At 70.2% G+C, this 25,337-nt stretch carries 30 protein-coding genes; 18 read left to right on the top strand and 12 right to left on the bottom strand.

All coding sequences use genetic code 11. From position 1 onward, the window contains the following. Window positions 1–12: 12 nt before the first annotated feature. From DN771_RS20430 to DN771_RS20455, 6 genes are all read left to right on the top strand, one after another. Window positions 13–1,860: a DUF3556 domain-containing protein gene (locus tag DN771_RS20430; RefSeq protein WP_116999410.1), complete on the top strand. Its 1,848-nt coding sequence runs from the start codon at window positions 13–15 to the stop codon at window positions 1,858–1,860. Between the two features lie 4 nt (window positions 1,861–1,864). Next, entirely contained in the window at window positions 1,865–3,283 is a 1,419-nt protein-coding gene (locus tag DN771_RS20435; RefSeq protein ID WP_116999411.1) for a phytoene desaturase family protein, read from the top strand. A 54-nt stretch (window positions 3,284–3,337) separates the two neighbouring features. Beyond that, window positions 3,338–4,183: a metalloregulator ArsR/SmtB family transcription factor gene (locus tag DN771_RS20440; RefSeq protein ID WP_116999412.1), complete on the top strand. Its 846-nt coding sequence runs from the start codon at window positions 3,338–3,340 to the stop codon at window positions 4,181–4,183. Next, entirely contained in the window at window positions 4,180–4,569 is a 390-nt protein-coding gene (locus tag DN771_RS20445) for a VOC family protein (protein ID WP_116999413.1), read from the top strand. The genes DN771_RS20440 and DN771_RS20445 overlap by 4 nt, the downstream gene beginning before the upstream one ends. Before the next feature lie 70 nt (window positions 4,570–4,639). Beyond that, window positions 4,640–5,446 carry an enoyl-CoA hydratase/isomerase family protein gene (locus DN771_RS20450; RefSeq protein ID WP_116999414.1) on the top strand — a complete coding sequence of 269 codons (807 nt, stop codon included), beginning with the start codon at window positions 4,640–4,642 and terminating at the stop codon, window positions 5,444–5,446. Continuing rightward, window positions 5,443–5,850 carry a GFA family protein gene (locus DN771_RS20455; RefSeq protein WP_116999415.1) on the top strand — a complete coding sequence of 136 codons (408 nt, stop codon included), beginning with the start codon at window positions 5,443–5,445 and terminating at the stop codon, window positions 5,848–5,850. Before DN771_RS20450 ends, DN771_RS20455 begins: the two co-directional genes overlap by 4 nt. On the opposite strand, the gene DN771_RS20460 is transcribed toward DN771_RS20455, so the two are convergent. The 4 genes from DN771_RS20460 to DN771_RS20475 form a co-directional block, all read right to left on the bottom strand. Next, window positions 5,833–6,768, bottom strand: a complete 936-nt coding sequence (locus DN771_RS20460; protein ID WP_205528679.1) for a cation diffusion facilitator family transporter — start codon at window positions 6,766–6,768, stop codon at window positions 5,833–5,835. The genes DN771_RS20455 and DN771_RS20460 overlap by 18 nt on opposite strands. 19 nt (window positions 6,769–6,787) lie before the next feature. After that, entirely contained in the window at window positions 6,788–8,473 is a 1,686-nt protein-coding gene (locus tag DN771_RS20465; protein WP_162942191.1) for an N-acyl-D-amino-acid deacylase family protein, read from the bottom strand. Between the two features lie 75 nt (window positions 8,474–8,548). Beyond that, window positions 8,549–8,983 carry a nuclear transport factor 2 family protein gene (locus DN771_RS20470; RefSeq protein WP_162942192.1) on the bottom strand — a complete coding sequence of 145 codons (435 nt, stop codon included), beginning with the start codon at window positions 8,981–8,983 and terminating at the stop codon, window positions 8,549–8,551. Between the two features lie 51 nt (window positions 8,984–9,034). Then, the gene (locus tag DN771_RS20475) at window positions 9,035–10,096 is read right to left on the bottom strand and encodes a DMT family transporter (protein WP_116999418.1); all 1,062 of its coding nucleotides are present in this window, start codon (window positions 10,094–10,096) and stop codon (window positions 9,035–9,037) included. 74 nt (window positions 10,097–10,170) lie between these two features. Here DN771_RS20475 and DN771_RS20480 point away from each other — a divergent pair, with 74 nt between their 5' ends. After that, the gene (locus tag DN771_RS20480; RefSeq protein ID WP_162942193.1) at window positions 10,171–10,773 is read left to right on the top strand and encodes a DUF1775 domain-containing protein; all 603 of its coding nucleotides are present in this window, start codon (window positions 10,171–10,173) and stop codon (window positions 10,771–10,773) included. 17 nt (window positions 10,774–10,790) lie between these two features. On the opposite strand, the gene DN771_RS20485 is transcribed toward DN771_RS20480, so the two are convergent. Beyond that, window positions 10,791–12,326 (bottom strand): DUF222 domain-containing protein, encoded by a 1,536-nt coding sequence (locus DN771_RS20485; protein ID WP_162942194.1) that lies wholly within the window; start codon window positions 12,324–12,326, stop codon window positions 10,791–10,793. A gap of 98 nt (window positions 12,327–12,424) precedes the next feature. On the opposite strand from DN771_RS20485, the gene DN771_RS20490 reads away from it, so the two are divergent. From DN771_RS20490 to DN771_RS20505, 4 genes are all read left to right on the top strand, one after another. Further along, the gene (locus DN771_RS20490; protein ID WP_205528680.1) at window positions 12,425–13,501 is read left to right on the top strand and encodes a sterol desaturase family protein; all 1,077 of its coding nucleotides are present in this window, start codon (window positions 12,425–12,427) and stop codon (window positions 13,499–13,501) included. 85 nt (window positions 13,502–13,586) lie between these two features. Further along, a complete protein-coding gene (locus DN771_RS20495; RefSeq protein WP_116999421.1) occupies window positions 13,587–14,081 on the top strand; it encodes an FAS1-like dehydratase domain-containing protein in 495 nt (164 codons plus the stop codon). 18 nt (window positions 14,082–14,099) lie between these two features. Further along, complete coding sequence (locus DN771_RS20500) at window positions 14,100–14,516, top strand: MaoC/PaaZ C-terminal domain-containing protein (protein WP_116999422.1); 417 nt, start codon at window positions 14,100–14,102, stop codon at window positions 14,514–14,516. A gap of 6 nt (window positions 14,517–14,522) precedes the next feature. Further along, complete coding sequence (locus tag DN771_RS20505) at window positions 14,523–15,197, top strand: NUDIX hydrolase (protein ID WP_116999442.1); 675 nt, start codon at window positions 14,523–14,525, stop codon at window positions 15,195–15,197. A 50-nt stretch (window positions 15,198–15,247) separates the two neighbouring features. On the opposite strand, the gene DN771_RS20510 is transcribed toward DN771_RS20505, so the two are convergent. Continuing rightward, the gene (locus DN771_RS20510) at window positions 15,248–16,288 is read right to left on the bottom strand and encodes a threonine aldolase family protein (protein WP_116999423.1); all 1,041 of its coding nucleotides are present in this window, start codon (window positions 16,286–16,288) and stop codon (window positions 15,248–15,250) included. Between DN771_RS20510 and DN771_RS20515 the strand changes: the two genes are divergently transcribed. Further along, entirely contained in the window at window positions 16,281–16,790 is a 510-nt protein-coding gene (locus DN771_RS20515; RefSeq protein WP_205528681.1) for an MmcQ/YjbR family DNA-binding protein, read from the top strand. The two genes, DN771_RS20510 and DN771_RS20515, sit on opposite strands and share 8 nt — an antisense overlap. A gap of 7 nt (window positions 16,791–16,797) precedes the next feature. On the opposite strand, the gene DN771_RS20520 is transcribed toward DN771_RS20515, so the two are convergent. Together DN771_RS20520 and DN771_RS20525 are read right to left on the bottom strand one after the other, a co-directional pair. Next, the gene (locus DN771_RS20520; RefSeq protein ID WP_116999425.1) at window positions 16,798–18,027 is read right to left on the bottom strand and encodes a cytochrome P450; all 1,230 of its coding nucleotides are present in this window, start codon (window positions 18,025–18,027) and stop codon (window positions 16,798–16,800) included. A gap of 64 nt (window positions 18,028–18,091) precedes the next feature. Then, window positions 18,092–19,402 carry a carotenoid oxygenase family protein gene (locus tag DN771_RS20525; RefSeq protein WP_116999426.1) on the bottom strand — a complete coding sequence of 437 codons (1,311 nt, stop codon included), beginning with the start codon at window positions 19,400–19,402 and terminating at the stop codon, window positions 18,092–18,094. A 31-nt stretch (window positions 19,403–19,433) separates the two neighbouring features. On the opposite strand from DN771_RS20525, the gene DN771_RS20530 reads away from it, so the two are divergent. Then, entirely contained in the window at window positions 19,434–20,039 is a 606-nt protein-coding gene (locus DN771_RS20530) for a TetR/AcrR family transcriptional regulator (protein WP_162942195.1), read from the top strand. A gap of 28 nt (window positions 20,040–20,067) precedes the next feature. Here DN771_RS20530 and DN771_RS20535 read toward each other — a convergent pair whose 3' ends face one another. Further along, window positions 20,068–20,532 (bottom strand): EVE domain-containing protein, encoded by a 465-nt coding sequence (locus DN771_RS20535; RefSeq protein WP_116999428.1) that lies wholly within the window; start codon window positions 20,530–20,532, stop codon window positions 20,068–20,070. A gap of 27 nt (window positions 20,533–20,559) precedes the next feature. After that, complete coding sequence (locus tag DN771_RS29710) at window positions 20,560–21,453, bottom strand: hypothetical protein (RefSeq protein WP_162942196.1); 894 nt, start codon at window positions 21,451–21,453, stop codon at window positions 20,560–20,562. 114 nt (window positions 21,454–21,567) lie between these two features. Here DN771_RS29710 and DN771_RS29715 point away from each other — a divergent pair, with 114 nt between their 5' ends. From DN771_RS29715 to DN771_RS20555, 3 genes are read left to right on the top strand one after another with little or no spacing between them, the layout of a single operon-like run. Continuing rightward, a complete protein-coding gene (locus DN771_RS29715) occupies window positions 21,568–22,194 on the top strand; it encodes a TetR/AcrR family transcriptional regulator (RefSeq protein ID WP_162942197.1) in 627 nt (208 codons plus the stop codon). A gap of 48 nt (window positions 22,195–22,242) precedes the next feature. Further along, on the top strand, window positions 22,243–22,608 hold the full coding sequence (locus DN771_RS20550; RefSeq protein ID WP_116999431.1) for an MmcQ/YjbR family DNA-binding protein: 366 nt from the start codon (window positions 22,243–22,245) through the stop codon (window positions 22,606–22,608). 19 nt (window positions 22,609–22,627) lie between these two features. Continuing rightward, complete coding sequence (locus DN771_RS20555; RefSeq protein ID WP_116999432.1) at window positions 22,628–22,903, top strand: DUF2277 domain-containing protein; 276 nt, start codon at window positions 22,628–22,630, stop codon at window positions 22,901–22,903. 12 nt (window positions 22,904–22,915) lie between these two features. Here DN771_RS20555 and DN771_RS29720 read toward each other — a convergent pair whose 3' ends face one another. After that, complete coding sequence (locus DN771_RS29720; protein ID WP_162942198.1) at window positions 22,916–23,077, bottom strand: hypothetical protein; 162 nt, start codon at window positions 23,075–23,077, stop codon at window positions 22,916–22,918. Window positions 23,078–23,446: 369 nt separating this feature from the next. Here DN771_RS29720 and DN771_RS20560 point away from each other — a divergent pair, with 369 nt between their 5' ends. Continuing rightward, window positions 23,447–24,181 carry a helix-turn-helix transcriptional regulator gene (locus tag DN771_RS20560; RefSeq protein WP_162942199.1) on the top strand — a complete coding sequence of 245 codons (735 nt, stop codon included), beginning with the start codon at window positions 23,447–23,449 and terminating at the stop codon, window positions 24,179–24,181. On the opposite strand, the gene DN771_RS20565 is transcribed toward DN771_RS20560, so the two are convergent. Next, window positions 24,178–24,867 (bottom strand): VIT1/CCC1 transporter family protein, encoded by a 690-nt coding sequence (locus tag DN771_RS20565; RefSeq protein ID WP_116999434.1) that lies wholly within the window; start codon window positions 24,865–24,867, stop codon window positions 24,178–24,180. The two genes, DN771_RS20560 and DN771_RS20565, sit on opposite strands and share 4 nt — an antisense overlap. Before the next feature lie 100 nt (window positions 24,868–24,967). On the opposite strand from DN771_RS20565, the gene DN771_RS20570 reads away from it, so the two are divergent. Next, the coding region (locus DN771_RS20570; RefSeq protein WP_116999435.1) for a hypothetical protein at window positions 24,968–25,337 on the top strand (370 nt) is incomplete at its 3' end.

Genomic DNA, 25,337 nt, shown 5'->3' on the forward strand with positions numbered 1-25,337 from the left:
GGGACTGCACACATGGGTTACCGCACCGCTGATCTACCGCCCGTCGATCTCGACGAGTTCCCGAAGATCCCGTTCCTCCCGCGCATGAAGCTGCTGCAGCTGCACTGGGTGGAGGCGGGGTTCGGCACGCCCAAGCAGACGGCGATGTTCTACGTGTGGAAGATCTTCTTCTACGCCCTTTTCGGGTTGATCGTCGCCGGAGCATTCACCAAGGGCCTCGAGTTCAACGACATCGGCGGGTGGTGGGACGAGCCGATCCTCTACCAGAAGTTGATGGTGTGGACCGTCCTGATGGAGATCCTCGGTTTCGCCGCAACGTGCGGACCGATGGCCTTCCACTTCGACCCGCCGATCGGGGCGTCGTTGTACTGGTGGCAGAACGACACGATCCGCATCCCCCCGTATCCGAACCACGTCCCGTTCACCAAGGGCAACCGCCGCACTCCGTGGGACACGGGGCTCTACAAGCTCATCGTGTTCTGGCTGATCATGATGCTGTTCCTCTCCGGCCAGCAGATCGACGGCCTCCCCGAGGGCACCGCGGGCGTGATGCCGCGCTGGCCCTTCGCCGTGTACGCCGGACTGATCGTGCTGATGGGACTGCGCGACAAGTGCGTGTTCCTCGCCTCGCGCGCCGAGCAGTACGTGCCAACCATGCTGGCCTTCGCCTTCTTCCCCTCGTGGGTCGACATGGTGGTCGCCGCCAAGATCTTCATCGTCGTCATCTGGATGGGCGCCGGCGTGTCGAAGCTCCAGCACGGCTTCTCGGCCACCGTCGCCGTGATGCTCCAGAACTCACCGTGGAACGGGTTCCGCAAGCTGCGCATGGCGAGCGTGCGCGACTACCCGAACGACATCAGGCCGTCGAACCTCACCCACTTCCTCGCCCACGTCGGGGGCACCACGTGCGAGATCGTGGTGCCATTGACGCTGCTGTTCTCTCCGTGGCCGTGGCTGACGTGGATCGCGATCGGGTCGATCTGGGCCCTTCATGTCTTCATCATCTCGACGATCCCGCTCGCCGTCCCGCTGGAGTGGAACGTCTTCTTCATCTTCTGCGCCGGCTTCCTGTTCGGGAACTTCCCGGCCGGCGACGGCTTCGGCGTGGGCGACATGAACCCGGCACTGCTCGCCGGGGTCGTGGCCTTCGCCCTGTTCCCCATCGTGCTCGGCGCGATCTGGCCGCAGTACGTGTCCTTCCTCATCGGGCTCAAGCAGTACGCCGGCAACTGGGCGTCGACCACCTGGGCGTTCCGCGACAAGGAGAAGGAGGACCGGATCAACGAGCGGGTGGTGAAGGCGGCCGACAACCAGATCGACCAGATCGAGCCGATCTTCGGCAAGGAGATCTCCGAGGTGTTCATCCAGAAGGCGATCGCCTTCCGCATGATGCACCCGATGGGGCGCATGCACATCACGCTGCACATGCGCCACAGCGGCGACATCGACACCCGCGTGCTGCGCGAGGGCGAGTTCCTGAGCAACGTGCTGACGGGCTGGAACTTCGGCGACGGGCACTGCCACGACGAACGCCTCGTCGAGGCCGTGCAGGAACGGTGCAACTACGAGCCCGGCGACCTCGTCGTCGTGTTCACCGAGTCGCAGCCGATGTTCTCGAAGCGGGTCCAGTACCGAGTCATCGACGCCGCCCTCGGCGTGGTGGAGAAGGGCTGGTACCACAACGACGACGCCGCCCACGAGCAGCCGTGGCTGCCCAACGGGCTCCTCCCCCACGTGATCACGTGGCGGCGCCCCGGCTACACGCCGAGCGGCGCGGCGTATCCGGGCACCGGCGGGCGGGCGCCCGAGCCACCGCCGGAGCTGCTGGGCGAGGCCCGCCCGCTCGCCAGCACCGCCTGACGTCGTGACCTCCGCGATCGTCGTCGGCAGCGGACCGAACGGACTCGGGGCGGCGGCCGTCCTCGCCCGCGCCGGCGTCGACGTCACCGTGCTCGAGGCCGCCGACACCATCGGCGGCGGGACCCGCAGCTCGCAACTCACCGTGCCCGGCCTGGTCCACGACGACTGCTCGGCCGTCCATCCGATGGTGATCGCCTCTCCGCTGTTCCGCCGCCTGCAGCTCGACGGCCTGACGTGGCGCAACACCGACGTCGACTGCGCCCATCCCCTCGATGACGGGACGGCGGGTGCGTTCGCCCGCTCGTTCGACCGCACCGACGAGCTGCTCGGCGCTGACGGCGCCCGTTGGCGCCGGCTGTTCGGCGCGCCGGCGGCGCACTTCGACGACCTCTTCGACGACGTGTCGCAACCACTGTTGCGCGTTCCGCGGCACCCGTTCACGCTCGCCCGCTTCGGCGCACCTGCCACGCTCCCCGCCACCGTGCTGGCCAAGGCCTTCGCCTCCCCGCAGGCCCGGGCGTTGTGGATGGGCGTCGCGGCCCACGCCTTCTGGCGACTCGACCGACCGATGTCCAGCGTGCTCGGGATGGCGCTCACCTCGGCCGGGCACGCCCACGGCTGGGTGGTCGCCGAGGGCGGTTCGCAGGCGATCGCCGACGCCCTCGCCGCCGACATCGTCCGCCGCGGCGGCACGATCGAGACCGGCATCCGGGTCACGTCGGCCGCCGATCTCCCACCTCGCGACGCCCTGCTGCTCGACGTGTCACCGAGCGTGGCGGCCGGCATCCTCGGTGACGGGCTGCCGTCGCGCGTCGCTCGGGCCTACCGGCGGTTCCGGCACGGGGCGGCGGCGTTCAAGGTCGACTTCGCCGTCGAGGGCGGGGTGCCGTGGACGGCTCCGGCGGCCCGCGTCGCCGGCACCGTCCACCTCGGCGGTGACGCCCTCGAGGTCGCCGCCAACGAGCTCGAGGTACATCGGGGACGGATGCCCGATCGGCCGTTCGTCCTCGTCGGGCAGCAGTACCTGGCCGATCCCGGTCGTTCGATGGGTGACGTGCATCCGCTGTGGACGTACGCCCACGTGCCCCACGGGTTCACGGGGGACGCGACCGAGGCGATCGTCGCCCAGATCGAGCGCTTCGCCCCGGGATTCCGGGACCGGGTGGTGGCCACCGCCGTGCGCTCGACGACCGAGCTGAGTCGCTACAACTCCAACTACGTCGGCGGCGACATCATCGGCGGGGCCAGCTCGTTCCGGCAGGTCGTGTTCCGCCCGCGCGTGGCGATCGACCCGTACGCCACGGGCATCGACGGCGTGTACCTCTGCTCGGCGTCGACACCACCCGGCGCCGGAGCCCACGGGATGTGCGGGGCCAACGCCGCAGCCCGCGCCCTACGCCACCTCGGCATCAGGACGAGCTGACCTGGTTCAACCCTTCGCGCTTGATCTATCAATCCAGTTTGATATAAATGGGTCATGCCGATCAAAGCGCGCGACAACGCGACGGCGCTCACGTCTCCCGGATCGCTCCAGCTGATCGCCGACCCGCACCGGTGGCGAGTCCTCCAGGAGCTGTCGCGAAGCGACCGGCGCGTCGGCGAGCTGAGCGCGTTGCTCGACCGACCCCAGAACCTCGTGTCGTACCACGTCGCGCAACTGCGCGACGCCGGTCTGGTCTCCGCTCGGCGCAGCAGTGCCGACGGCCGCGACACCTACTACCGCGTCCACGTGCAGCGCTGCGCCGACGTGATCACCGAAGCGGCGGGCGCGCTGCACCCCGCGCTCCGCCCCTCGACCGGCATCCGCGCCCCGGGACCTGAGCTCGACGCGACACCGGGCCGCCCGCTCGCCACGGTCCTGTTCCTCTGCACCGGCAACTCGGCCCGGTCGCAGATCGCCCAGGCCCTGCTCGAGCACCGCTCGAACCACGCGATCGCCGCCCGCAGCGCAGGAAGCCATCCGAAGACCCTCCACCCGAACGCCGTGCGCGTGCTCGCCGAGCGCGGCATCGACATCGCCGGGCGTGCCACCACCCACCTCGACGAGCTCGCCGGGTCCCGTTTCGACCACGTCATCACGTTGTGCGACAAGGTCCGTGAGATCTGCCCCGAGTTCCCCGGCCAACCGACCACGGCCCACTGGAGCATGGCCGACCCGGCGGCCACCGCCGACTCCGACCACACCGGCTACCCCCAGTTCGTGAGCACCGCCGACGAGATCGAGGAACGGGTCGATCTCCTCATCGCCCAGATCGTCGCCGCCCGCAGCACCCCGACTCACACCAGCCTGACCACAGGTTCCCGACGAGAGGACACAACATGAGCACCGACTACGTCAACGTGCGCTACATGGTCGACGACGTGCCGACGGCCGTCGACTTCTACACCAAACACTTCGGGTTCGAGCCCACCGGCATCTCCTCACCGGCCTTCGCCGACGTCACGCGGGGAAACCTCAGGGTCCTCCTCAGTGGACCGGCGAGCTCGGCCGGGCGGTCGATGCCCGACGGCGCGCAGCCGGGGCCCGGCGGATGGAACCGCCTCCACTTCGTCGTCGACGACATCGACGCCGAGATCAGCCGGCTTCGCTCGGAGGGCGTCACGTTCCGCAACGACGTGGTCAGCGGGCCCGGCGGCCAGCAGATCCTCGTCCAGGACCCGTCGGGCAACCTGATCGAGCTCTTCCAGCCCGCCGCCCGCCCGGCGTAGACCGCGCCGCCGGCGGCGGTGTCGAGCGTCCGGTTCGACCCCGCACGAGACCGGCTGTGACGATGAGTGGGTGGAGTACGAGCAGATCACCTACGACGTCCGCGACGAGGTGGCCGTCATCACCCTGAACCGCCCCGACAAGCTCAACGCGTGGACGCCGCGCATGGCCGAGGAACAGGTCGACGCGATCAACCGGGCCAACGACGACCCGGGCGTTGGCGCCATCGTCACCACCGGCGCGGGCCGCGGGTTCTGCGCCGGCGCCGACATGGAGGCCACGTTCAACACGCGCATCAGCGGTACCGACCCCGGCAACGACACCGCCGGTGGGGTCGGCGGCATGCCCAAGGGCGTCGATTGGGTCTCGCTCTGCCGGCGGTCCAAACCGATGGTCGCCGCCATCAACGGCGCTGCCGTCGGCATCGGCGTGACGATGTGCCTCCCGATGGACCACATCGTGGCCGGACCGGCGGCCAAGCTCGGCATGTTCTTCATCAAGATGGGCATCGTCCCCGAGCTCGCCAGCTCCCGACTGCTCGCCGACCGCGTCGGCTTCGGCCACGCCAGCGACCTGTGCCTGTCGGGCCGCCTCGTGCCGGCCCCCGAGGCCAAGGAGATCGGCCTCGTCGACCGTCTGGCCGACACCGACGAGGACCTCCTCGAGACCGCGCTCGCCATCGCCGCGACGTACGCCGCCAACCCGGCGCCGCAGCTCCGGATGATCAAGGAGCTGCTCACTGTCAACGCGACGGAAGGCGACCTGATCGCCGTGCAGCAGGCCGAGCACCGCTACCTCGCCGAGTGCTGGACGTCGCCGCAACACGCCGAGGCCGTGCAGGCGTTCCTCGAGAAGCGCCCACCGGTGTTCACGCGATGACGGCGTCGGGTCGGTGCCTCTGCGGCGCCATCACGTACGAGCTCACCGGGGATCCGATCGCCACGGCGATCTGCCACTGCGAGCACTGCCAGCGCCAGGGCGGGTCGGCGTTCTCGGTCAACCTCATCGTCCACGAGAGCCAGATGTCCGTCACCGGAACGCTCAGCACGTTCGAGGACCGTGGCGACGACGGCGGCGACACGGTGCACGTGTACCGACGCTTCTGCGGCGCGTGCGGGTCGCCGATCATGTCCGAGCTCGTCCAGCCCGCCGGCATCCTCGCCGTGAAGGCCGGAACCCTCGACGACCGATCGGCCGTGGCGCCGACCGTCGAGGCGTGGTGCGACCACAAGCAGCCGTGGGTCCAGATCCCCGGGCTGGCGACCTCACTCGCCCGGGAGTGACTCCGGCAGGTACTGGTGGTCGTAGGAGGACGGGTCGCCGATCGGCTCCATGTGGACGAACGTGTGCGTGCCCGGGAGCGCCTCATCGACCGCGTCCGACAGATCGTCGGCGAGGTCGTGACCGCGCTTGACGGTCCAGTCGGCAGGAACCAGCAGGTGCACGTATACGAACCGCTGCCGTCCCGACTCGCGAGATCGGAGGGCGTGGAAGTCGACCGGCTCACGGCGGCGGAACTCCGACAGCACGGCCTCGACCCTGGAGCGGTCGTCGCCGGGGAGGGACGCGTCGAGCAGGCCGGAGACCGACCGGCGCAGGAGGCCGTAGCCCGTGTACAGGATGTTGACGCCGACGGCGATCGCCACGACGGGATCGAGCACGTACCAGTCGAAGATGGCGACCAGGGCGATGCCGACCAGCACGCCGGCGGACGTGACCACGTCGGTGAGAAGGTGACGCCCGTCCGCCTCGAGGGCGATCGACCGGGTGCGGCGCCCCGCCCGCACGAGCACCACGCCAACACCGAGGTTGACGAGTGATGCGAGCATCGACAGGCCGAGGCCGATTCCCGGCTCCTCGATCGCGACGGGGTCGAGCAGCCGGCGCACCGACGTCCAGCCGATGGCGGCGGCGGCGGCGAGAATGAGGGCGCCCTCCACCGCGGCCGAGAGGTACTCGGCCTTGCCGTGACCGAAGTGATGGCCGAGGTCGGGCGGGCGTGCGGCGAGGCGCACCGCCCACAGCCCCACCAACGCGGCGACCAGGTTGACCACCGACTCCAACGCATCCGACAGGAAGCCCACCGACCCGGTGACCGCCGCGGCGAGCGCCTTCAGCACGATGGTCACCACCGCAGCGGCGACCGAGAGCAGCATCAGCCGGACGAGCCGTCCGTGCTCGGTGGTGGACCGGTCGCGCATCTCCGGCCCCATCATGGCGTCAGGTGCGGGCGAACTCGCGCAACACGCGCCCCGGGCGGGCGCCCGTGTTGACTCCCTGCTCGGTGACGACGGCTCCGTTCACCAGCGTCGCCGCATACCCGCGTGCTCCGATCTTGAGGCGCCCGGCACCGTTCGGGAAGTCGTTGGTGTAGCGCGGCTGCTCGCTGTCGACGGCGTCGATGTCGAACACGTTGATGTCGGCGAACTTGCCGGCCCCGAGCGTGCCCCGATCGACGAGACCGAGAACGCCGGCGGGCAGCGCGCTCAGCCGCCGGACGGCGTCGGCCAGCGACGTGAGCTTGCGATCGCGCTGCCAGTACGCCAGGTAGTGCGTGCTCATGTCGGCGTCGCAGATCTGACCGGCGTGGGCGCCGGTGTCGGCGAGCCCCGGATACACGTGGTCGAGGTTGAGCATCTCGGGCAGGGCCTCGGTGTTGCGGCTGAAGAACCACGTGTTGAACAGCTCGAGGCCGTCGCTGGCGATCAGCCGGTCGATGACGAGGTCGACGGGATGCACGCCGGCTCGCTCGGCCAGCTCGGCGATCGACACCGCGCCCTCGATGCCGTAGTCGGGCGAGTCGGCGGTGCCGAGGGGATAGATGTGGGCCGGGTCGTACCACATGCCCTTGGTCATGCCCTCTTCGACGAGGCCGGCGCGGATCTCGGGGTCCTTCAGCGCGGCCAACCGGTCGGCGAGCGTGGGCAGCTCGAGCACGGCCTTCCAGCGCTTGCCCTTCACCGGCGAGATCTGGGCGAGCCCGCACAGGCTGCCACTCGGGCGCGTCTGCATCGCCATCGTGATGCGGCCTGCATCGCGGTTGGTGTCGTCGAGGAACGAGGCGATCCGATCGACACCCGCCAGCCCGGTGCCGTTGCCGACGCCGCCGGAGAACAGCACGTCGCCGCACGACCGAGCCATCTCGCGCAACAGCTCGTACTCGTGCTCGGGCTTGGTCGGGAAGTCGCAGACGGCCTGGAACAGCCCGCCGCCGCCCGCGTTCATGCCGTCGGCGACGGCGAGGTACTCGTCGAGCTCGGCGAACGTGCCGGGCACGCATCGGCCGTCGGGGATCACGTGGAGGAGGATCCGTGACGTGGAGAACCCCACGGCGCCACCTGCCACCGACTCCTCGGCGACGGCCCGCATGCGGTCGAGGTCGGTCGGCGTGGCCGGGGCGTCGTCGATCGCCCGCTCCCCCATCACGTGGTAGCGAACGGCGCAATGGCCGACCATGCCCACGACGTTGAGCGCCGGGCCCATGCGTTGCACCGAGTCGAGGTACTCGGGAAACGTCTCCCAGTCCCAGGGCAGGCCGCCGAGGATCGCGTCGCGGGGCACGTCCTCCACGCTCTCCATCATCTCGGCGAGGAACACCTTGTCGTCCGGTGCGACGGGCGCGAACGTCACCCCGCAGTTGCCGGTCAGCACCGTCGTCACGCCGTGCCACGAGCTCGAGGTCATCAGCGGGTCCCAGGCGATCTGGGCGTCGAGGTGCGTGTGGAGATCGACGAAGCCGGGGGTGACGACGAGCCCAGCGGCGTCGATCTCCCGCGTCGCCGTGGCCTCCGCGAGGTCGCCGATCGCCGTGATGCGGTCGCCGTCCACGGCCACGTCGGCGCGCACGGGGTCGGTACCTGTGCCGTCCACCACCGTGCCGTTGCGGATGATGAGATCGTGGGCCACGGCGTCTCCTTGCTCGTGCGGGTACCCGGACGCTGCCAGAGCCGCAGCGTCCAGCGCTACTCGGAGCGGCGGCGACTACCCGGCCCGGCGGCCATCGGGCGTGACCCGTCCGGCCAGCTGATCCTCGGTGGGCGGCTCGCTGTAGACCCGCTCGTTGGTCATCAGGTCGTCGTCGTCGAAGGTGTAGACGGCCCAGAGGCGCACCTCGAACGGCCGATTGGTGGTCGTCGGCGTCCCGCGCAGCCAGAACTCGATCTGCGTCATGTCGTCGTCGAGATGCACCAGCTCGATCAGCTCGTTGCGCTGGTCGGGCACCACCGTGCGTCCCTCGATCCAGTACCGCATCACGTCGTCATGGCCGTCGACGACGCGCCCGTCGGGGAGCTCGTAGCGCGCGTGACTGAACGTGGCCATCGTGCGGTCCCATTCCTGGACGTTCTCGCTCTGCATGTGCTCGAGCACCACGCGCTCCCGTGCGGCGAGCCGGTCGGACGAGAGCGTCACAGCCATGCCACCACGATGCTCTGCGGCGACCCGTGCCGCCGAACCGAGCACTGGAGCTCAGGAACCGAGCTCCGACGCGTGGTCGTGACGGTGATGGAGATCGGGCACGTGCGCGTGGGCATGGACGAGCTCACCGTGCTGATGGCGATGAACGTGCCGTCCGCCAGGCTCGACGAATTCGCCGTGGTCGTGACGATGATCGTGATGCCCGTCGTCATGACCGTGTTCGTGATCGTGCTCGACAGCCGAGTGGCGATGCTCGTGGGAGTGGTCGCTGCGGAGCACGAAACTCACACCGGCGGCGGCGACGACGATCGACGCGACCTCACGGGCGTCAACGGGGTCGGCGAACACAGTCCACGCGACGATCGCCCCGAGGAACGGAGCGGTTGCGAACACGAGCTGTCCGCGCGCGGCCCCGAGATCGCGGGCTCCGGCGACCCAGAGGGTGATCGACACGCCGTAGCCCACCACTCCAACGACGAGGGCACCGATGATCGGCAGGCCGCTCGGGGCACCGCCGAGGACGATGCCGATGAGGAGGTTGGCGGTTCCGGCGGCGACTCCCTTGACGAGAGTGATGTGGGCAGGGGCAAGTTCGTCGAGCCCTGCGGTCACGCAGTTGTCGATCGCCCAGCAGCAGCACGCACCGGCAATGAGCAGGGCACCCCAGCGGAAGTCGGCGTCGCCGCGCCAGCCGAGGATCACGCCGGCGGCGACGACGAGCAGGGTGCCGACAGGGACGCCACGTCCGAGGTGTTCACCGAAGACGAGGGCGGCGAGGATGACGGTGGCGACGAGTTCGAGATTGAGCAGCAGCGACGACGTGGCGGCGGGCGTGCGGGTCAGCCCGGCCGCGAGCAGCACCGGACCGAGCGCTCCGCCGAACACCACGGCAAGACTGAGACGGACCGCGCTGCGCCTCATCGCTGTCGGGGACGGCGGCGTGCGCCCGAGCATCGGCAGCGCACCGATCGCCGCACCGAGATAGAGGAGACCGGCCAGGCTGAACGCGGACATGTCGGTGGCCAGCCGCGACGCGGCCGGCGCGGACGCACCGAAGAACAGGGCGGCGACCAGGCATCGCAGCACTCCTCGGCGGGCTCCGGCGGTGTCCATCGTGGCGAGTGTGCCAGACAGCGGGAACCAGTGAGCCCGTCACGACGACCAGAGGAGTCATGAACCGTCACCTCGTGGCTACCGCCGCTGCCGCCGCCGTCTCCGTCGTCTCCTTCACCGTCGCGGCCGGCCGAGTGTCGGCGCACACCGAGTCGGACTTCGCGGCCGTTCCGGCCGGGAGCAAGACGACGCTCACGCTTCGCCCGACCCACGGTTGCGGTGAGTCGCCGACCGTCGAGGTCCGTATCCGGGCGCCGTTCGAGGACGCCATCGCCGAACGCGTCGAGGGCTGGACGGAGCACGCCGAACCCGACGACGAGGGCAACACCATCGTCTCGTGGACCGGGGGCGAGCTGCCGCCCGACGAGGCGGGAGCGTTCCCGATCACGTTCAGGGTGCCCGACGAGGTCGGCGAGCTGCTCGTCTTCCCGGCGATCCAACACTGTGCGAACGACGAGGAGCTGGCCTGGATCGACGGCGACCCCGAGTCGGAGTACCCGGCACCGCGGATCCTCGTGCTCGACGCCGATGCCGAGCCGGCAGCGTCGCTCGAGGACGTGGCCGAGGACGCCCCGGGACGGGATCAGCTCACGGCGATCCTCGACCTCGACAATCCCGACGGCAGTGTCCCCGACGGAAGCGTTCCGGACGGCAGCGTTCCGGCGACGACCGGCTGAGGCTCTCGCGAGCCCGGTCAGTGGGGCCGGAGCTCGGTGCCGTCGGGTCGGTAGGTGCGCAGGATCCCGTCGCCGTCGCGTCTCACCGTGTAGCCGTGCCGGTTCTTCCACAGGTTGTGGTGGGTGCAGGGCAGGTTGGAGTTGACGAGGTCGGTGCGGCCCGCGTCGGCGGAGGCCCATTCGATTCCGTGGTCGATGTGTCGTGGACGGGCCCGGCATGCGGGCCAGCTACATCGGTGGAGGTTGTCGAGGCCGGCCTGGATCTGGGCGGCCACGCGAGCGTTGCCGCGGAACAGGCGCTGCTTGCGGCCTTGGTCGATGATGACGCCACGGCCGTCGACGACGACGGCACGGATGTGTCCGTCGATGGCGGCGCGAACGGCGGCCCGGGGATCGATCTCGACGCCGTCGAGCGTGTGACAGAACCGCCGCATCCGGAACGGTGCCGGGGCGGGATCGGTGTCGGACACGTCGGCGTCGGGCGCGTCCGAGTAGGGCGGTTCGTCCGCGTGGGGCACATCTGCGCCGGACACGTCGGCGTCGGGCGACTCGGTGTCAGGCACGGCAGCGGCGGCGGCAGCCTCAGCAGGCGCGGCAGCGGCGTCGGCGGCTGCACCGGCGGTCTCGGTGAACGTCTCGGCGTCGGTGACGATGTTGATGATGATGTCGATGTTGGCGGCGTCGCCTTCACCGATGGCGGCGAGGAAGATCGCTTCGAGGGCATCGGCGCGCCGCTGGGCGGAGTTGCGCCGGAGGTGCCGCATGCACGTCTCGTCGCCATGGATCGCCCGCGCCTCTTGCCAGTCGCGGTCGAACTCGATGTCGATGAACTTGTTCAGGATGGCGGCCATCTTCACGCCCTGGACGTTCCCGAACCGGCCTTCGAGGATGAACGCGTCGAGCACGTTGGTCAACCGGACGTTGCGGTTGCGGTGCGACGCGTCGGCATCGGGGCGTGACCCGTCGGGGTCGTTGAGGCGCCCCCACTCACGGACCCGCTTGGAGAAGGCGTCGTGTGGCAGCAGGCTCCCGTACAGCAAGAACCCCGAGAGCGCGGCGAGGAGCCGGTCGGGGTCGAGACGCTCGTTGGCGACCAGCAGACCGAGGGCGACGGCGTGGCCGACGGGCAGCGTGCCGTCGGCGAGGAGGCCGGCGACCTGCGGGCAGAGCTTGACGAGCCGGGCGATGTGGAGCCGGTCGTTGCGTTCGCGGTCCGACACGTTGACCGAGGCCTGGAGGAACGCCTGGGCGGTGCGATGTCCGTCCGTCCGGTACAGGCGGCGCTCGTCGACGGCGTTGAACGCAGCCGCGGACGCCGCCTCCAACGCCCGATGGACGCGCTCGATCGCCGCGAACACAGCGGCGAAACCTCGTTCGTTCGAGTGTTTGGACATCTCGTCAACGTGCTCGACGAGCAACTCGGCGAAGTCGTCGGCTTGGGCGAGCACGTCCCGGCTCGTCACGCAACCAAGCGGCACAGATTCAGCATCATGTTCGCTCAGGGCAGCGCGGCGGAGTTCCTCCCGGATCTCGACGAGCACGCTGTCAGCCATGTACAGACATTAGCTGAAGCTTCATCACAATGCAAGACATATGTACGGTTTTTTGTGGTTACACCTCACTCCTGTGCCGGGCGGCCATACTTCATCTGATGGACCTCACGGTTGCGGCGGTGCCCGGCTACTTCGCCACGATGGGCGCGGAGCACGTCGTGCTGCGCCGGCGGGCAGCACGCAACGGTCCGTCGCCCGTCGACTACGAGCGCAACGACACGCGCGCCAGCCTCACGATGGGCGTCCTCAGCCTCGTGGTCCCGATGGCCACCAAGGCGGCGATGGAGCGAATCGCACCTCAACGCAGCCGCGCGGGTCGCGCCCTTGGCGGTCTGGCCGTCGGCGCCGCCGCCCTCACTGCGGCCGCCGACGGGGTTCGCAGCAGGCGGCGCGATCGAGTGGACCAGATGGACCGGGCAGCCCGGATGGCCGACGCCATCGCACGCGTCGCCGGTCCGGTGGCCGTGGCTTCGGGCGCGATCGCCGCCTGTTCGGCGTGGGCGTCGGCGACGTCACCGGAGAAGCTGTGGTCTCGCCGCCTCGGCGACCTGGGCACGGGTGCGACTGCTTCAGCGCTCGCCGTGGCCGGCTGGGACTTCATCTACTACTGGAACCACCGGTTCATGCACGAATGCCGAGCCCTCTGGGCGATCCACGTGGTGCACCACTCGTCGCAGCGCTACAACCTGTCCACCGCGCTCCGTCAGCCCGTCGCCGACTCGTTCGGCATGTTCGTGCCGATGGGCCTGCTCTGCCTGGCGGGCATTCGACCACGGCTCGTCGAGTTCGCCCGGGGCGTCAACCTGCTGTACCAGTACTGGATCCACACCGACACGATCGGCCGGCTCGGCCCGATCGAGGAGGTGTTCAACACGGCGTCGCACCACCGCGTGCACCACGGCAGCAACGGGCGCTACATCGACCGCAACCACGGCAGCATCCTCATCACCTGGGACCGGCTGTTCGGGACGTTCCAGCGCGAGGACGAGCCGGTCGTCTACGGCTTGACGAAGAACATCGGCACGTACAACCCATGGCGCATCGCCACCCACGAGCACGCGGGCATCCTCGCCGACGTCCGCGACGCCCGGAACTGGCGGGACCGGCTCTCGTTCGTGCTGCGCGGCCCTGGATGGGCCTACCGCCGCCACGCCCTCGCCGCCGCGGCGGCATGACGTCCGCTGACGGCTCGATCCGAGGCCGGCCGGGTCGAACTCATAGTGTCGGCGGCGTGATCCGTGACGACGTGAGGAGAGCGGCATGGCTGCCGAGTTCGAGCTGACCGACGAGATGCGCGAGGCAATTGGCGTAGAGAGCGAGCCGTGGCCGGTCGAGCTGACCACCACGAGCATCAGGGCCTTCGCCCGCGGCGTCGGCTACACCGACCGCCGCTACTACGACGAGGAGGCGGCCCGCGGCGCCGGCCTCGACACGCTTCCCGCTCCCCCGTGCTACCTCGGCACGCCGGTGTGGATCCCCGGCGAGAGCGATCCCACCTTCAGCGGCCCCCGGCGCAGCGGACCGGCCGTGAAGCACGGCCTCACGGGTCTCCTCGATGGTGGGACCGAGGTGGTCTACGAACGCCCGCTGAAGGCCGGCGACCGACTCTTCGTCACGTCGAAGATCTCCGACCTCGAGGTCAAGGAGTCCAAGGGGCTGGGCAAGATGCTGGTCGTCACGAGCGAGCAGACGTTCACCGAGCAGGACACCGGCGACGTGGTGATGCGCACGTTCGCCCAGGCGATCTACTACTGAGCCGAGAGGAAGCGACGAATGCCGAAGTTCGACGACGTCAACGTGGGCGACGAGCTGCCCACGCTCACCAAGGCCCCCGGGCGCGCCCAGCTCGTGATGTACTGCGCCGGTTCGGGTGACTTCAACCCGCTGCACTGGGACCAGAGCTTCCCGCAGGCCCAGGCCATCGGCGACAACATCGTCCACGGCCGCATGAAGTGGTCCACGCTCGGCCAGGTGGTCTCCGACTGGGTCGGGTCCGACGGCTGGGTGCGCTCCGTGTCGTGCCAGTACCGGGGCATGGACATGCAGGGCACCGAGTGGTACGCCAAGGGCGTCGTCACGGGCAAGCGTGAGGAAGACGGCCGCAAGCTCGTCGACGTCGACGTGTGGACCGAGAACGCAGCCGGGCAGAAGACCACACCGGGCAAGGCGGTCGTCGTCCTCGACGCCTGAGTGCCGATGCCGACCCAGCAAGTCCATCCCGCGGCGACGGTCGTGGTGGTGCGCGACGGCACCGAGGGGATCGAGACGCTGATGCTTCGCCGCAACGGGCGCGGCTCGTTCGGCGGCATGTGGGTGTTCCCGGGAGGTCGTGTCGACCCCGGCGACATCGACCCGACCGCTCCCGACGACGAGTTGGCGGCCGGGCGGCGGGCTGCGGTCCGCGAGGCGCGGGAGGAAGCGGCGATCGTGCTCGACCCCGACTCGCTGCTTGCCGTGTCGCACTGGCGCCCGCCGAGCAGCGTGCCCAAGGCCTTCGCCACGTGGTTCTTCGTCGCTGCGGCCAACGGCGACGTCGAGGTCACCGTCGACGGCTCGGAGATCCATGAGCACTCGTGGCTCACCCCGGCCATGGTGTTGCAGCGGCGCGACGCCGGGGCGATGGAACTGGCGCCACCCACGTTCGTCACGCTCACGCTGCTGGCCGTACACGACACGGTCGACCGCCTGCTCGACACGCTCCGTGCCGCCACGCCGGAGCGCTTTCACACTCAGATGGGCGACATCGACGGCACCGGGGCGTTGTTCTGGCACGGCGACGAGCTCTACGCCGCCGAGCCCGGCCCCGCCGGGACCCACCATCGGCTCCTGATGACCGACGCCGGCTGGCAGTACGTCCGCACGTCCGCCTGAGCGCTCGACCGCCCCACCGTTCCGGCTCGCCTGATCGACGCGACCAGCCGTCAAAGAGCCCGTTCGACGCGCGCCAGTGCCTCGTCGACGTTGGCGTCGGAGGTCTGGAAGCTGGTGACGAAGCGGATCACGCCGGGAGAGAGCCGGTAGAACAGCAGACCCGCGGCCTCCAGCCGGTCCGCCGTCGCGTCGTCGCACCTGAGGAACAGCATGTTGACGTCGGGCCGATTCAGCAGCTCGGCACCGAGCTGCTCCAGACCGGCGGCGAGACGCGCCATCGCGGCATTGGCGTGAGCGGCGGTCTCCACCCATGCGTCGCCCTCGAGATAGGCGATGACCTGCGCCGACTGGAAGCGCATCTTGGAGCTCACGTGGCCCGCCCGCTTGAGGCGGTAGTACAGCTCGTTCGAGACGGCGTCGTCGAACGACACGATCGCATCAGCCGACACCCCGCCGTTCTTGATGGTGCCGAGCGACACGGCGTCGACGCCGGCGCGCCAGGTGAGCTCGGCCGGGCGGCAGTCGAGGGCGGCGACCGCGTTGGCGAGACGGGCGCCGTCCACGTGGACCCGGAGGCCACGCTCGCGGGCTCGCTTGGTGAGCGAGGTCAGTTCGTCGAGCTGGTAGAGCGTGCCGTGGTCGGTGGGCAGCGTGAGCGAGAGCACCTTGGGCTGCGAGGCGTGGCTGTCGCCCCAACGCGTCGCGGCGAAGGTCTCGTCGAGCGTCGCGGGCTGGATGCGGTAGTCGTCACCGGGAACGGTGCGCATCACCGCACCCCCACCGAACAACGACGTCGCCCCGCACTCGTTCTCGACGATGTGGGCGGACTCGTGACAGAGCACGGCACCCCACGGCGGGCACATCGCAGAGAGGGCGAGACTGTTCGCTGCCGTCCCGCTGACCACGGGGAACACCCGGGCCGTGTCGTGCTCGAACACGTCGCGGACCACGCGATGGAGGTCGGCGGTCCACTCGTCGTCGCCGTAGGCGAGCGCCGAGCCGACGTTCGCCGCGGCGATCGCCTCGATGATCCGAGGGTGGGCACCTGCGGCGTTGTCGCTGCGCAGCTCGATGGGGCTCGGCGTGGTCATCACAGCGTTCCTATCACCGGCGCCGGCGATCCGCGCCGATCCTCTCGCCGCCCGCTTCCGGACCGCGTCTGCGATCATCGACGCCGTGCCGGCGAACTTCGACGACTTCCTCCGCGACGCCATCGCTCGCGTCGCGGCCGTCGCCGCGCCGCTCCCCGACGCCTACGAGGAGGACGCGTGGATCGGCGTGCGCTGGCGCATCCGGCAGCGCACGTTCGCCCACGTCGCCCCCGTCGACGGGCGCTCGCCGGCGTTCGAACGCGCGGCCGGCGGACCCGGGCCGTACGTGGTGATGACGTTCCGCTCCGACGGCGACGAGCTCGACACGTTGAGCCGGATCGGCTACCCGTACTTCAAGCCCGACTGGTCCCCGACCGTCGTCGGCCTGCACCTCACCGACGAGAGCGACTGGGACGAGATCGCCGAGCTCGTCACCGAGAGCTACTGCCTCCTCGCCCCGAAGAAGCTGGCCCGGCTCGTCGCCCGGCCGCCCCAGGACTGAGCGCGGATCAGTCGATCGCGAGCCTGCGGCCCGGCGTGAACCGCACGGGCATCGTCTTGATGCCGGCGATGAAGCTCGATGCCAGGCGCTCGGCCTCGCCGGCCGGCTCGACGTCGGGGAGTCGGGTGAGCAGCTCGCGGAACATCGCCGCCGTCTCGATGCGCGCGACGTGCATCCCGAGGCAGAGATGGGGACCGCCGGCGCCGAACGCGACGTGCGGGTTCGGCGAGCGACCGATGTCGAAACGGTCGGGATCGTCGAACACGTCCTCGTCACGGTTGGCCGACCCGTAGAACACGACGACGCGGTCGCCGGCAGCGAGATCGACGCCGTGCAAGGTGGTGTCCTCCATCACGGTCCGCTGGAAGTTGGCGACGGGGCTCGTGTAGCGCAGCATCTCCTCGACGGCCGACGGCAGCAAGCCGTCCAGGTCGGCGATGAGGCGGGCCCGCACGTCGGGATGGGCGAAGAGCAGCTCGAGACCGGCCGCGATCAGGTTGCGCGTGGTGTCGCCACCGGCGTTGACGAGGAGCAGGAAGAACATCTGCAGCTCACCGTCGGTGAGGCGGTCGCCGTCGACGGTCGCCTGGACGAGCGTCGAGGCGATGTCGTCGCCGGGCGAGCGCCGCTTCTCCTCGATCACCGATGCCGCATAGGTCAGCATCTCGACCACGGCGCCGGCCCGTTCCTCGGGACTGTGCACGGTGTCGTCGGTGGTGTGCATCATCTCGGTCAGTTCGTAGAGGCGCTCCCCGTCGGACCGAGGGATGCCCATCAGCTCGGCGATCAGTCCCGACGGCAGACGCCCGGCGACATCGGCGACCAGATCGCACTCACCGCGCTCGATCACGTCGTCGACGATGTCCCGGGCCAGTGACTCGATCCGCGCGGTGAGCGACTGGGCGTTGCGGGGCGTGAACCCGCGCGACACCAGCAGCTTGAACCGGTCGTGCTCGGGCGGGTCCATGAACAGCATCATCTGCCTGGTGCCGGCGAGCTGCTCCTCGGTCGGGTCGCCGACCATCGGCCCCTTGGCCGCCGAGCTGAACACCTTCGGTTGCCGGCTCACCGTTCGGACGTCGTCGTAGCGGGTCACGGCCCAGAACCCTGGCGTGCCCGGCTCGGGATGGTGGTACACCGGCGCGTTGGCCCGCAGCCACGCGTACTGCTCCCACGGGTGTCCGTGCCGGAACGAGTCCGGCGAGATGAGATCGATCTGCACGTCGGTGGCCCCCATGGCGGCATGGTAGGCAGCGACCCGGCGGGCGGGTTCATCGGGCGAGTGCGGTGGCTGACGAGCCTCAGCCGGCGGGGATCCAGTTGCCGTGGAAGCCGGCCGGAACCCGCTGCGGCAACTCGACCGACGCCACCGGGCCGGCGGCGAGATCCTGGGCGGCGAGCACGACATAGCTCGACCTCGCGGTCGAACGGTCGTGGGCGTAGAGCATCAGCCAGCCGTCGTCCTCGGCCTGGCCCGGCGACGGGCTGCCACCGGTCGGTACGAACACGGCCTCGCTGAGGAACCACTGGGATCCGGGCTCCCACGCCTCGGTCGAGCCGGCCTCGAGGTCGTGCTTCAGCACCGCCGCCGTCTGGCCGATCATCCCGGCGACGGTGTACCCGTACCGGTGACGCCGGCCGACGACACCCTCGTTGACGCGCGGGAACTCCTGCGCCCGGTCCGACAGCAGGGCCTCGCTGACCGATCCGTTGGCCGGATCGAGCGTCCACCGTACGAGCGTCGGCGCCGCCGCGCCGGGACCGTGGGGATCACTGTGATCGAAGGCCTTGGGCCACTTGACCACGTCGACCACGACGCGGCCGTCGGGCAGATCGAACGCGTTGAGCGGGTGGAACACGTACGACGACGGTGCCTCGCACCACACGACCTGGTCGGGCGCCCCGAGCAGCGGCAGCACGCCGACTCGGGCGGCGCGATCGGGCTGCCAGGCGAACGGCGACGTCCCGCCGGCCGCCGCATCGAACGTCACGGGGAGATCGAACACGAGCACCTTGGACTCGGTGATCGCCGTGTCGTGCACCATCGGCGAGTCGGCGAGGGGGATCTCCACATCGTGGAGGACGCGGGCGTCCGGGCCGACAGCGAGATAGTGCACGGCGGCGGACGGCGGCTGGTACGTCACGGCGTGCAGGAGACCGGTGGCGGGGTCGACCTTCGGGTGAGCGGTGTAGGCGCCGTCGAGCGTGCCGTCGAACGTGGAAACCCCGATCGGGTCGAGCTCGAACGACAGCTCGACGGGCGGCGGGAACGACTCGACGATGGCGAACGTGCTGGCGCCGATGCCGATGACGTTGGTGTTCGGCGGGAAGGGCGCTCCGGGCGCCGACGTCCAGCGGTTGCGGTACCACTCGCAGCGACCGTCGCGCAGGCGCACGCCGTGCACCATCCCCTCGCCGAAGAACCAGTGGTACGTCGCCGGATCGGCGCTCTTGGGGTTGGGGCCGATGCGCACGTAGCGGCCGTCCAGCTCGGCCGGCAACGATCCGGTGACGGGGAGGTCGAAGGCGGTCACCTCCTCGGTGACGGGGGCGAACTCGTCGTCGAGGTAGCTACGGACCGTCGTGGTGGAAGATTCATGTACGGTGTCCATATAGCGACGACACTGACAGACTGAGCGGCTGTTGGCAAGCACGAATCGACAAAACCCGCGACGACGGAATCCCAAGGGCCAGGGCGTCCAGCTCCGTGAGGAGCTCCTCGCTGCCGCGACGCGCATGCTCGACGAGTCGGGCGATCCCGCCACGGTGACCATCCGCGGCGTCGCGGCCGCGGTGGGCGTGGTGCCCAATGCCGTCTATCTCCACTTCGCCAACCGGCAGGCGCTGCTGGTCGCCCTCGTGGCCGACCGCTTCGCCGCCTTCGGCGATCACATCCGCACGGCGACGAACGCCGCCGGCAACGACCCGCTCGAGCGCGTCAAGGCCGGTCACCGCGCCTACATCGAGTTCGCCCTCGCCCACCACGGCCACTACCGCCTGATGTTCGGCGACGATGCCGGCGAGCCGGCGGTGAGCATCGGACTCGACGCCTTCGGGCTGTGCGTCGACGGCTGCCGCGAACTGTCGACCGCAGGACTCATCGGCGACGTCGACCCCGAGGAACTGGCCGCCGCGCTCTGGGCGTTCGATCACGGCTACGTCGAGCTCGCCCGCACCAACAAGGGCCGGCTCCTCGCCGACCCCGACCAGGCCCTCGCCACCCTCCTCGCTGCGATCACCCGCCGCTGACGTCGCCGCTCTCCGGCGAAGCCGCCGGTCAGCGGCGACGCTTGCGGGAACCGGCGGCGACGACGGCGTCGAACTCGCGCTCGGTGAGGGGCAGCACCGACAGCCGGTTGCCCTTCGCCGTCAGGCGCGAGTCGGCCATCTCCGGCATCGCCTTGAGGTCGTCGAGCGGCACGAACGTGAGCGCCTTCACGGGCGCGACGGTCACCCAGTCCCACCGCGGATCGGACGAGTCGGACGTGGGGTCGTAGTACTTCGACTGCGGATCGAACTGCGTCGGGTCGGGCTCGGCCGCCTTGACGATCTTGCACACGCCGGCAGCACCCGGCGGCTTGGCGTTGGAGTGGTAGAAGATCGCCTTGTCGCCGACCTTCATCTCGCGCAGGTAGTTCCGTGCCTGGAAGTTGCGGATGCCGTCCCAGCCCTCCCGCTTGACCCGGACGAGGTCGTCGTAGCCGAACACGTCGGGTTCCGATTTCAACAGCCAGTACGCCACGATCGACGACCGTACCGGATCACGCCGTCACCGGCTGAGACGCTCCTGCGCCCGTTCGGCCTCCTCGACCGCATCGCGATGCGCCTCGTCGGCCGCGGCGAGCGCCGCCTCGGCCTCGTCGCGAGCTGCGGCGAGCTCAGCCAGGCGGGCTTCGGCCTCGGCCACCCGAGTCGCCGCCTTGGCCGCCACCGCACGTGCTTTCGACAGCGCGGCCTCGGCCGTCGTCAGCGCGGCGGCCGCCGCCTTCGACGCCCGCTCGGCATCGGCCCGTTCTTGTCGCTCGGCTCGCCTGCGCTCCAGCTCGGCCCGGTCGACCACATCGGCCGCTGGTCGCTCCTCCGACGACGCTGGGGCGGGCTTCTTGCGGGCTGACGGCGCCTTGCCGCGCGCCGGCTCCTTGCCGCGCGCCGGTTCCGGCCGGCCGGCGCCGACGACGCCGAACGGATCGGCCACACCGGGGTCGGCGGCACCGAGCAGGCCGTCACGCAGCAGGTCGACGGCGGCCCGGTTGGCGGCGATCTCGCTGAGCCGGGTACCGACGTCGATCGACGACGACCCGGTGCCGCGCTGGCCGTGTCGCTGCGCGACCGCGACTGCGGCGTCGACGAGCTCGGCCGAGCGGGCGCGCAACGTCTTCATCCGGCCGCGGAGGTCACCGCCACCGCGCCCGGCCATCGCTTCCTCCTGAGCGTCCAGGACGTCGACGGCCGCGTCGGCGAACGCCGCAGCCGCATCGGCTTGCTCGCCGGCGGCCACGTTGAGCGCCCAGTCGGCGACGCCGAGGCGCCGCAGTGCCTTGACAGCCTCGGCTCCGTCGCGGTCCCCGTCGGCACGAAGGGACTTGGCGAGGTCGTTCCGTGCCGACACGAACTCTGCGGGCACGGTGGCGAGCAGCGTGCGGAGTGTCGCGACGTCGACCATGGGTCCGATTCTCGCAGGCCCGAAGCTTCGTTCGCCGGGGTCGCGCGACCGGCGTATTGTTGCCGGCGAGATCCGGCGGGATCTCCGCGCCCCACCATTGAAAAGGACGGTCACGTGTTGGCCACCACCGAGCCCGCGGCGTCACGTCGTCGCGCCGATTCGTACGAACAGCGGCGGAATGCCCTCGTCAGTTCTGCTCTGCAGACGCTGTCCGAGCTCGGCTATGCGCGCACGAGTGTGCGCGACATCGCCCAGAACTCGGACTACTCACACGGCGTCCTGCACTACTACTTCGCCGACAAGGCAGAGCTCATCGACGAGTGCATACGCCGCTACGACGAGATGAGCGAGGAACGCTTCGCCGCCCTGCCGACCACGGCGGCGTCGGCAGCCGATTACGCCGACGCCATCGCCGAGGCGTTCGCGTCCACGCTCGTCACCGACGCCTCCGAGCACCGGCTCTGGTACGACCTCCGCACGCAGTCGATGTTCGACGAAGGCCTGCGCGAGGGGGTGGCCGCCATCGACACCGGCCGCGCCGCCAAGGTCTGGTCGATCGTGACGCGGCTCGCCGAGCTCTCGGGAATCCCGCCGTCGACGTCGGCAGCGGTGGCGTACCAGCTCGTCGACGGTGTGCTGCAGCACCACGTGATCAGCTACGCACTCGGCGACGAGACGGCGCCGGCGCGGCTCGCGTCGGCCATCCGCGACCTGCTTCTCCTGCTCGTCCCGGCCGGCTGAGCTCGGCGGAGGGGGTCGGCTACGGTCGGCGCCGTGGCCCACCCCCGCATGTACCGCGAGGACGACCCCTTCCTCGCCGACGTCCGACGGATCTGTCTTGCGCTGCCCGAGGCCACCGAGGTCGAGGCGTGGGGACGTCCGACGTTCCGCGCCGGCAAGATCTTCTGCATCTTCTCCGGGGCGGAGGACCGGCCCTACGGTCTGCTGCTCCAGGCCGACGACGACGAGCGCCCAGCCCTCCTCGAGGACTCGCGCTTCTATCTCGCCCCGTACTACCGCAACGCCCCGTGGGTCGCGCTCGATCTCGAGGCCGCCCCGCCCGACTGGGAGGAGATCGGCGAGCTGATCGAGACGTCGTACCGGCGCGTCGCGCTCAAGCGGATGTTGAAGGCGCTCGACGCCCGATCGGGCTGAAGGGTGGCAGGCTGGGGACATGTGCCGCAACATCCGAACCCTGCACAACTTCGAGCCGCCGGCGACACAGGAGGAGGTGTACGCCTCGTCCCTCCAGTACGTCCGCAAGATCAGCGGGATGACGAAGCCGTCGGCCGCCAACGCCGCGGCCTTCGAGCGAGCGGTCGAGGCGATCACGTTCATCACGCGCGAGCTCGTCGATTCCTTGACGACGACGGCCCCGGCGAAGAACCGCGAGGTCGAAGCCGCCAAGGCCCGCGAGCGAAGTGCCGCTCGCTACGCCACGTCCGCCTGAACGCCGTCTCGTTCAGCCGGGCACGCAGAACGGCGCACTCGGCAGGCCGGGGACGCCGGCCTGAACCCGGGCACCGAGCGTGGTCGGCGGGGCCGCGCCCGCGACGGCTCGCTTCAACATGGCGACGACGACGAGCGTGAAGTCGACAGGCGGCGAAGGCGTCGGTCCGATCACCTCAAGACGCGGGCCGGAGCGAAAAGGTTGAGCGCGCAGGCATCCGCGGAAAATTCCTCCGAACCAATCAACCTTTCGTGTCGCTTGCGCATCTCAGTGGCAAACACCGGAGGCGGGAACCCTCCAGACGAGCGCCATCGCAGGATGCGGCTGCACCGGCCTCGTCTCTGGACGTCGGCCGGACGACGGGGCAGTGGGGCCCCGCCGGTCCGCACGACCCCGCGAGCGGCGCCGGACCGTCGAGGTCCGGCGCCGCTCGTGCGTCCGGGCTCACTCGCCGTCGATGTGCCTCGCGTCACGACAATTTCCGCAGTGTTTGGTTGCCGGCACACGGAGGGGCGGCCGCCACCCGCAACTACGCTTTGCCAGATGAGCGGCAGCGACAGCGCGATCACCACCACCGCCGTTGCCGCGCGCACCGCGGGTAGTGCGGCCGGCTCGGTCGCCATCGCCCCGGCCGTGCCGTCGGGTCGGCGGGTGGTCCTCTACTCCGTTCGCCGGTTCGGCGACGCCACGGTCGAGAACGTCGCCGACGACCTCGGCATCACCGTGTCCGGCGCCCGCCAGCACCTGAGCTCTCTCGCCGAGAGCGGGCTCGTGGAGACGAGCGAGGTCGACCGCGGTCCCGGCCAACGGGGCCGACCGCGGCTCACGTACCACGTGACCGAGCTCGGCGACACGCTGTTCCCGAACGCGTACGGGGCGCTCACCAACGAACTGCTCGGGTACGTCGCCGACGACGACCCCGGGGCCGTCGAGCGCCTGTTCCAGCGACGTCGTGACCACCGCATCGCCGCGGCCCGGGCTCGCGTCGACCAGTACACCGAGCTCGCCGACCGGGTGGCCGAGCTGGCCCGCGTGCTCGACGACGACGGCTATCTCGCCACGTCCCAGCAGGTTGGCGCCGGACGCTTCGTCGTCACCGAGCACAACTGTGCGATCGCCGCCGTCTCCAAGCGCTACAACCAGGCGTGCGACAGCGAGCTCGAGTTCATCCGCTCGGTGCTGGCCGACGCCTCGGTCACGCGGATCAGCCACATGGTCAGCGGCGATCGCCGCTGCGCGTACGAGATCATCGGCCCCGAGCCGGCGTCAGCGTCCTAGATCGCCGTCCCGACGAGGGCGCCGATCGCCGCCGTCACACCCATCGCCACCGCCGACAGGACCGTGATCCGCAGCGCAGCCGGGAGCCAGGGCGCGCCGCCGAGGCGGGCTCCGACGGCGCCGAGGACCGCCAGACTCACCAGCGCAGCGACGGCGACGAACGCGGCCAGCGCCGGCTTCCATGCCAACGCGGCGACGAGCGTGGGCACGGCCGCCCCGATCGAGAAGGCGGCCGCCGACGATCCGGCGGCCTGGAGCGGCCGGGCGGCGGCCACCTCGGTGATGCCCAACTCGTCACGCGCGTGGGCGCCGAGCGCATCGCGCCGGGTCAGCTGCTCGGCCACGGCAGCGGCGAGACCGGGTTCGATGCCTCGCTGCTCGTAGATCCGGGTGAGTTCGTTCAGTTCGCTCACCGGATCGGCGGCGAGCTCTCGTCGCTCCATGGCGAGGTCGGCCTGTTCGGCGTCGCGCTGCGAACTGACCGAGACGTACTCCCCCACCGCCATCGACATCGCCCCGCCCACCAGACCGGCGAACGCCGCGGTGAGCACTGCGCTCCGGTTCGCCCCGGACGCGTCCACGCCCACGATCAACGTGGCGGTGGAGACGATGCCGTCGTTGGCGCCGAGGACGGCGGCACGCAGCCATCCCACGCGGTCGGTGCGGTGCTGTTCCCGATGCGGCACGCGCCGACACTAGCCATGGCATCAACCATGCGTCACCGTGATGTCAGCTCGATGCACATCTGGCGTTGACATGACGTCAAGGTGATGTCATGATGACGTCATGGACCTGACGCCCTTCGTCGACAGCCTCCGCCACGACCTGCTCGTGGCCGCCGAGGTGGCCGGCCCCGACGCCAAGGTCGCCGCCGAGCGACTCGTCGCGGCACTCGATGCGTCGGCTCGCCTCGCCCTGATGGACGCCCTCGCCGCCGCCGACGAGATCACCGCCGAGATGGCTCCGGGTTCGGTCGACCTCCGGCTGCGTGGCCGCGAGCCCCAGTTCGTCGTGACGGCCCCGGCGCCGCCCGAACCGCCCCTCCCCCCGCCTCCGCCCGAACCACCGTCGGTCGACGGTGACGACGGCATCACGGCCCGCATCTCGCTGCGCCTCCCCGACTCGCTGAAGTCGAAGATCGAGGAGGCCGCCAACG

The sequence above is a fragment of the Desertimonas flava genome, assembly GCF_003426815.1.
Taxonomy (GTDB): domain Bacteria; phylum Actinomycetota; class Acidimicrobiia; order Acidimicrobiales; family Ilumatobacteraceae; genus Desertimonas; species Desertimonas flava.

Coding starts and splice junctions, on each gene's coding strand:
- DN771_RS20555 (WP_116999432.1), top strand. CDS start 22,628: ATGTGCCGCAACATCCGAACCCTGCACAACTTCGAGCCGCCGGCGACA.
- DN771_RS20525 (WP_116999426.1), bottom strand. CDS start 19,402: ATGGACACCGTACATGAATCTTCCACCACGACGGTCCGTAGCTACCTC.
- DN771_RS20440 (WP_116999412.1), top strand. CDS start 3,338: ATGCCGATCAAAGCGCGCGACAACGCGACGGCGCTCACGTCTCCCGGA.
- DN771_RS20505 (WP_116999442.1), top strand. CDS start 14,523: ATGCCGACCCAGCAAGTCCATCCCGCGGCGACGGTCGTGGTGGTGCGC.
- DN771_RS20490 (WP_205528680.1), top strand. CDS start 12,425: ATGGACCTCACGGTTGCGGCGGTGCCCGGCTACTTCGCCACGATGGGC.
- DN771_RS20520 (WP_116999425.1), bottom strand. CDS start 18,027: ATGGGGGCCACCGACGTGCAGATCGATCTCATCTCGCCGGACTCGTTC.
- DN771_RS20550 (WP_116999431.1), top strand. CDS start 22,243: ATGTACCGCGAGGACGACCCCTTCCTCGCCGACGTCCGACGGATCTGT.
- DN771_RS20485 (WP_162942194.1), bottom strand. CDS start 12,326: ATGGCTGACAGCGTGCTCGTCGAGATCCGGGAGGAACTCCGCCGCGCT.
- DN771_RS20455 (WP_116999415.1), top strand. CDS start 5,443: ATGACGGCGTCGGGTCGGTGCCTCTGCGGCGCCATCACGTACGAGCTC.
- DN771_RS20560 (WP_162942199.1), top strand. CDS start 23,447: ATGAGCGGCAGCGACAGCGCGATCACCACCACCGCCGTTGCCGCGCGC.
- DN771_RS20470 (WP_162942192.1), bottom strand. CDS start 8,983: ATGGCTGTGACGCTCTCGTCCGACCGGCTCGCCGCACGGGAGCGCGTG.
- DN771_RS20500 (WP_116999422.1), top strand. CDS start 14,100: ATGCCGAAGTTCGACGACGTCAACGTGGGCGACGAGCTGCCCACGCTC.
- DN771_RS20475 (WP_116999418.1), bottom strand. CDS start 10,096: ATGGACACCGCCGGAGCCCGCCGAGGAGTGCTGCGATGCCTGGTCGCC.
- DN771_RS20460 (WP_205528679.1), bottom strand. CDS start 6,768: ATGCGCGACCGGTCCACCACCGAGCACGGACGGCTCGTCCGGCTGATG.
- DN771_RS20495 (WP_116999421.1), top strand. CDS start 13,587: ATGGCTGCCGAGTTCGAGCTGACCGACGAGATGCGCGAGGCAATTGGC.
- DN771_RS20445 (WP_116999413.1), top strand. CDS start 4,180: ATGAGCACCGACTACGTCAACGTGCGCTACATGGTCGACGACGTGCCG.
- DN771_RS20510 (WP_116999423.1), bottom strand. CDS start 16,288: ATGACCACGCCGAGCCCCATCGAGCTGCGCAGCGACAACGCCGCAGGT.
- DN771_RS29710 (WP_162942196.1), bottom strand. CDS start 21,453: ATGGTCGACGTCGCGACACTCCGCACGCTGCTCGCCACCGTGCCCGCA.
- DN771_RS20430 (WP_116999410.1), top strand. CDS start 13: ATGGGTTACCGCACCGCTGATCTACCGCCCGTCGATCTCGACGAGTTC.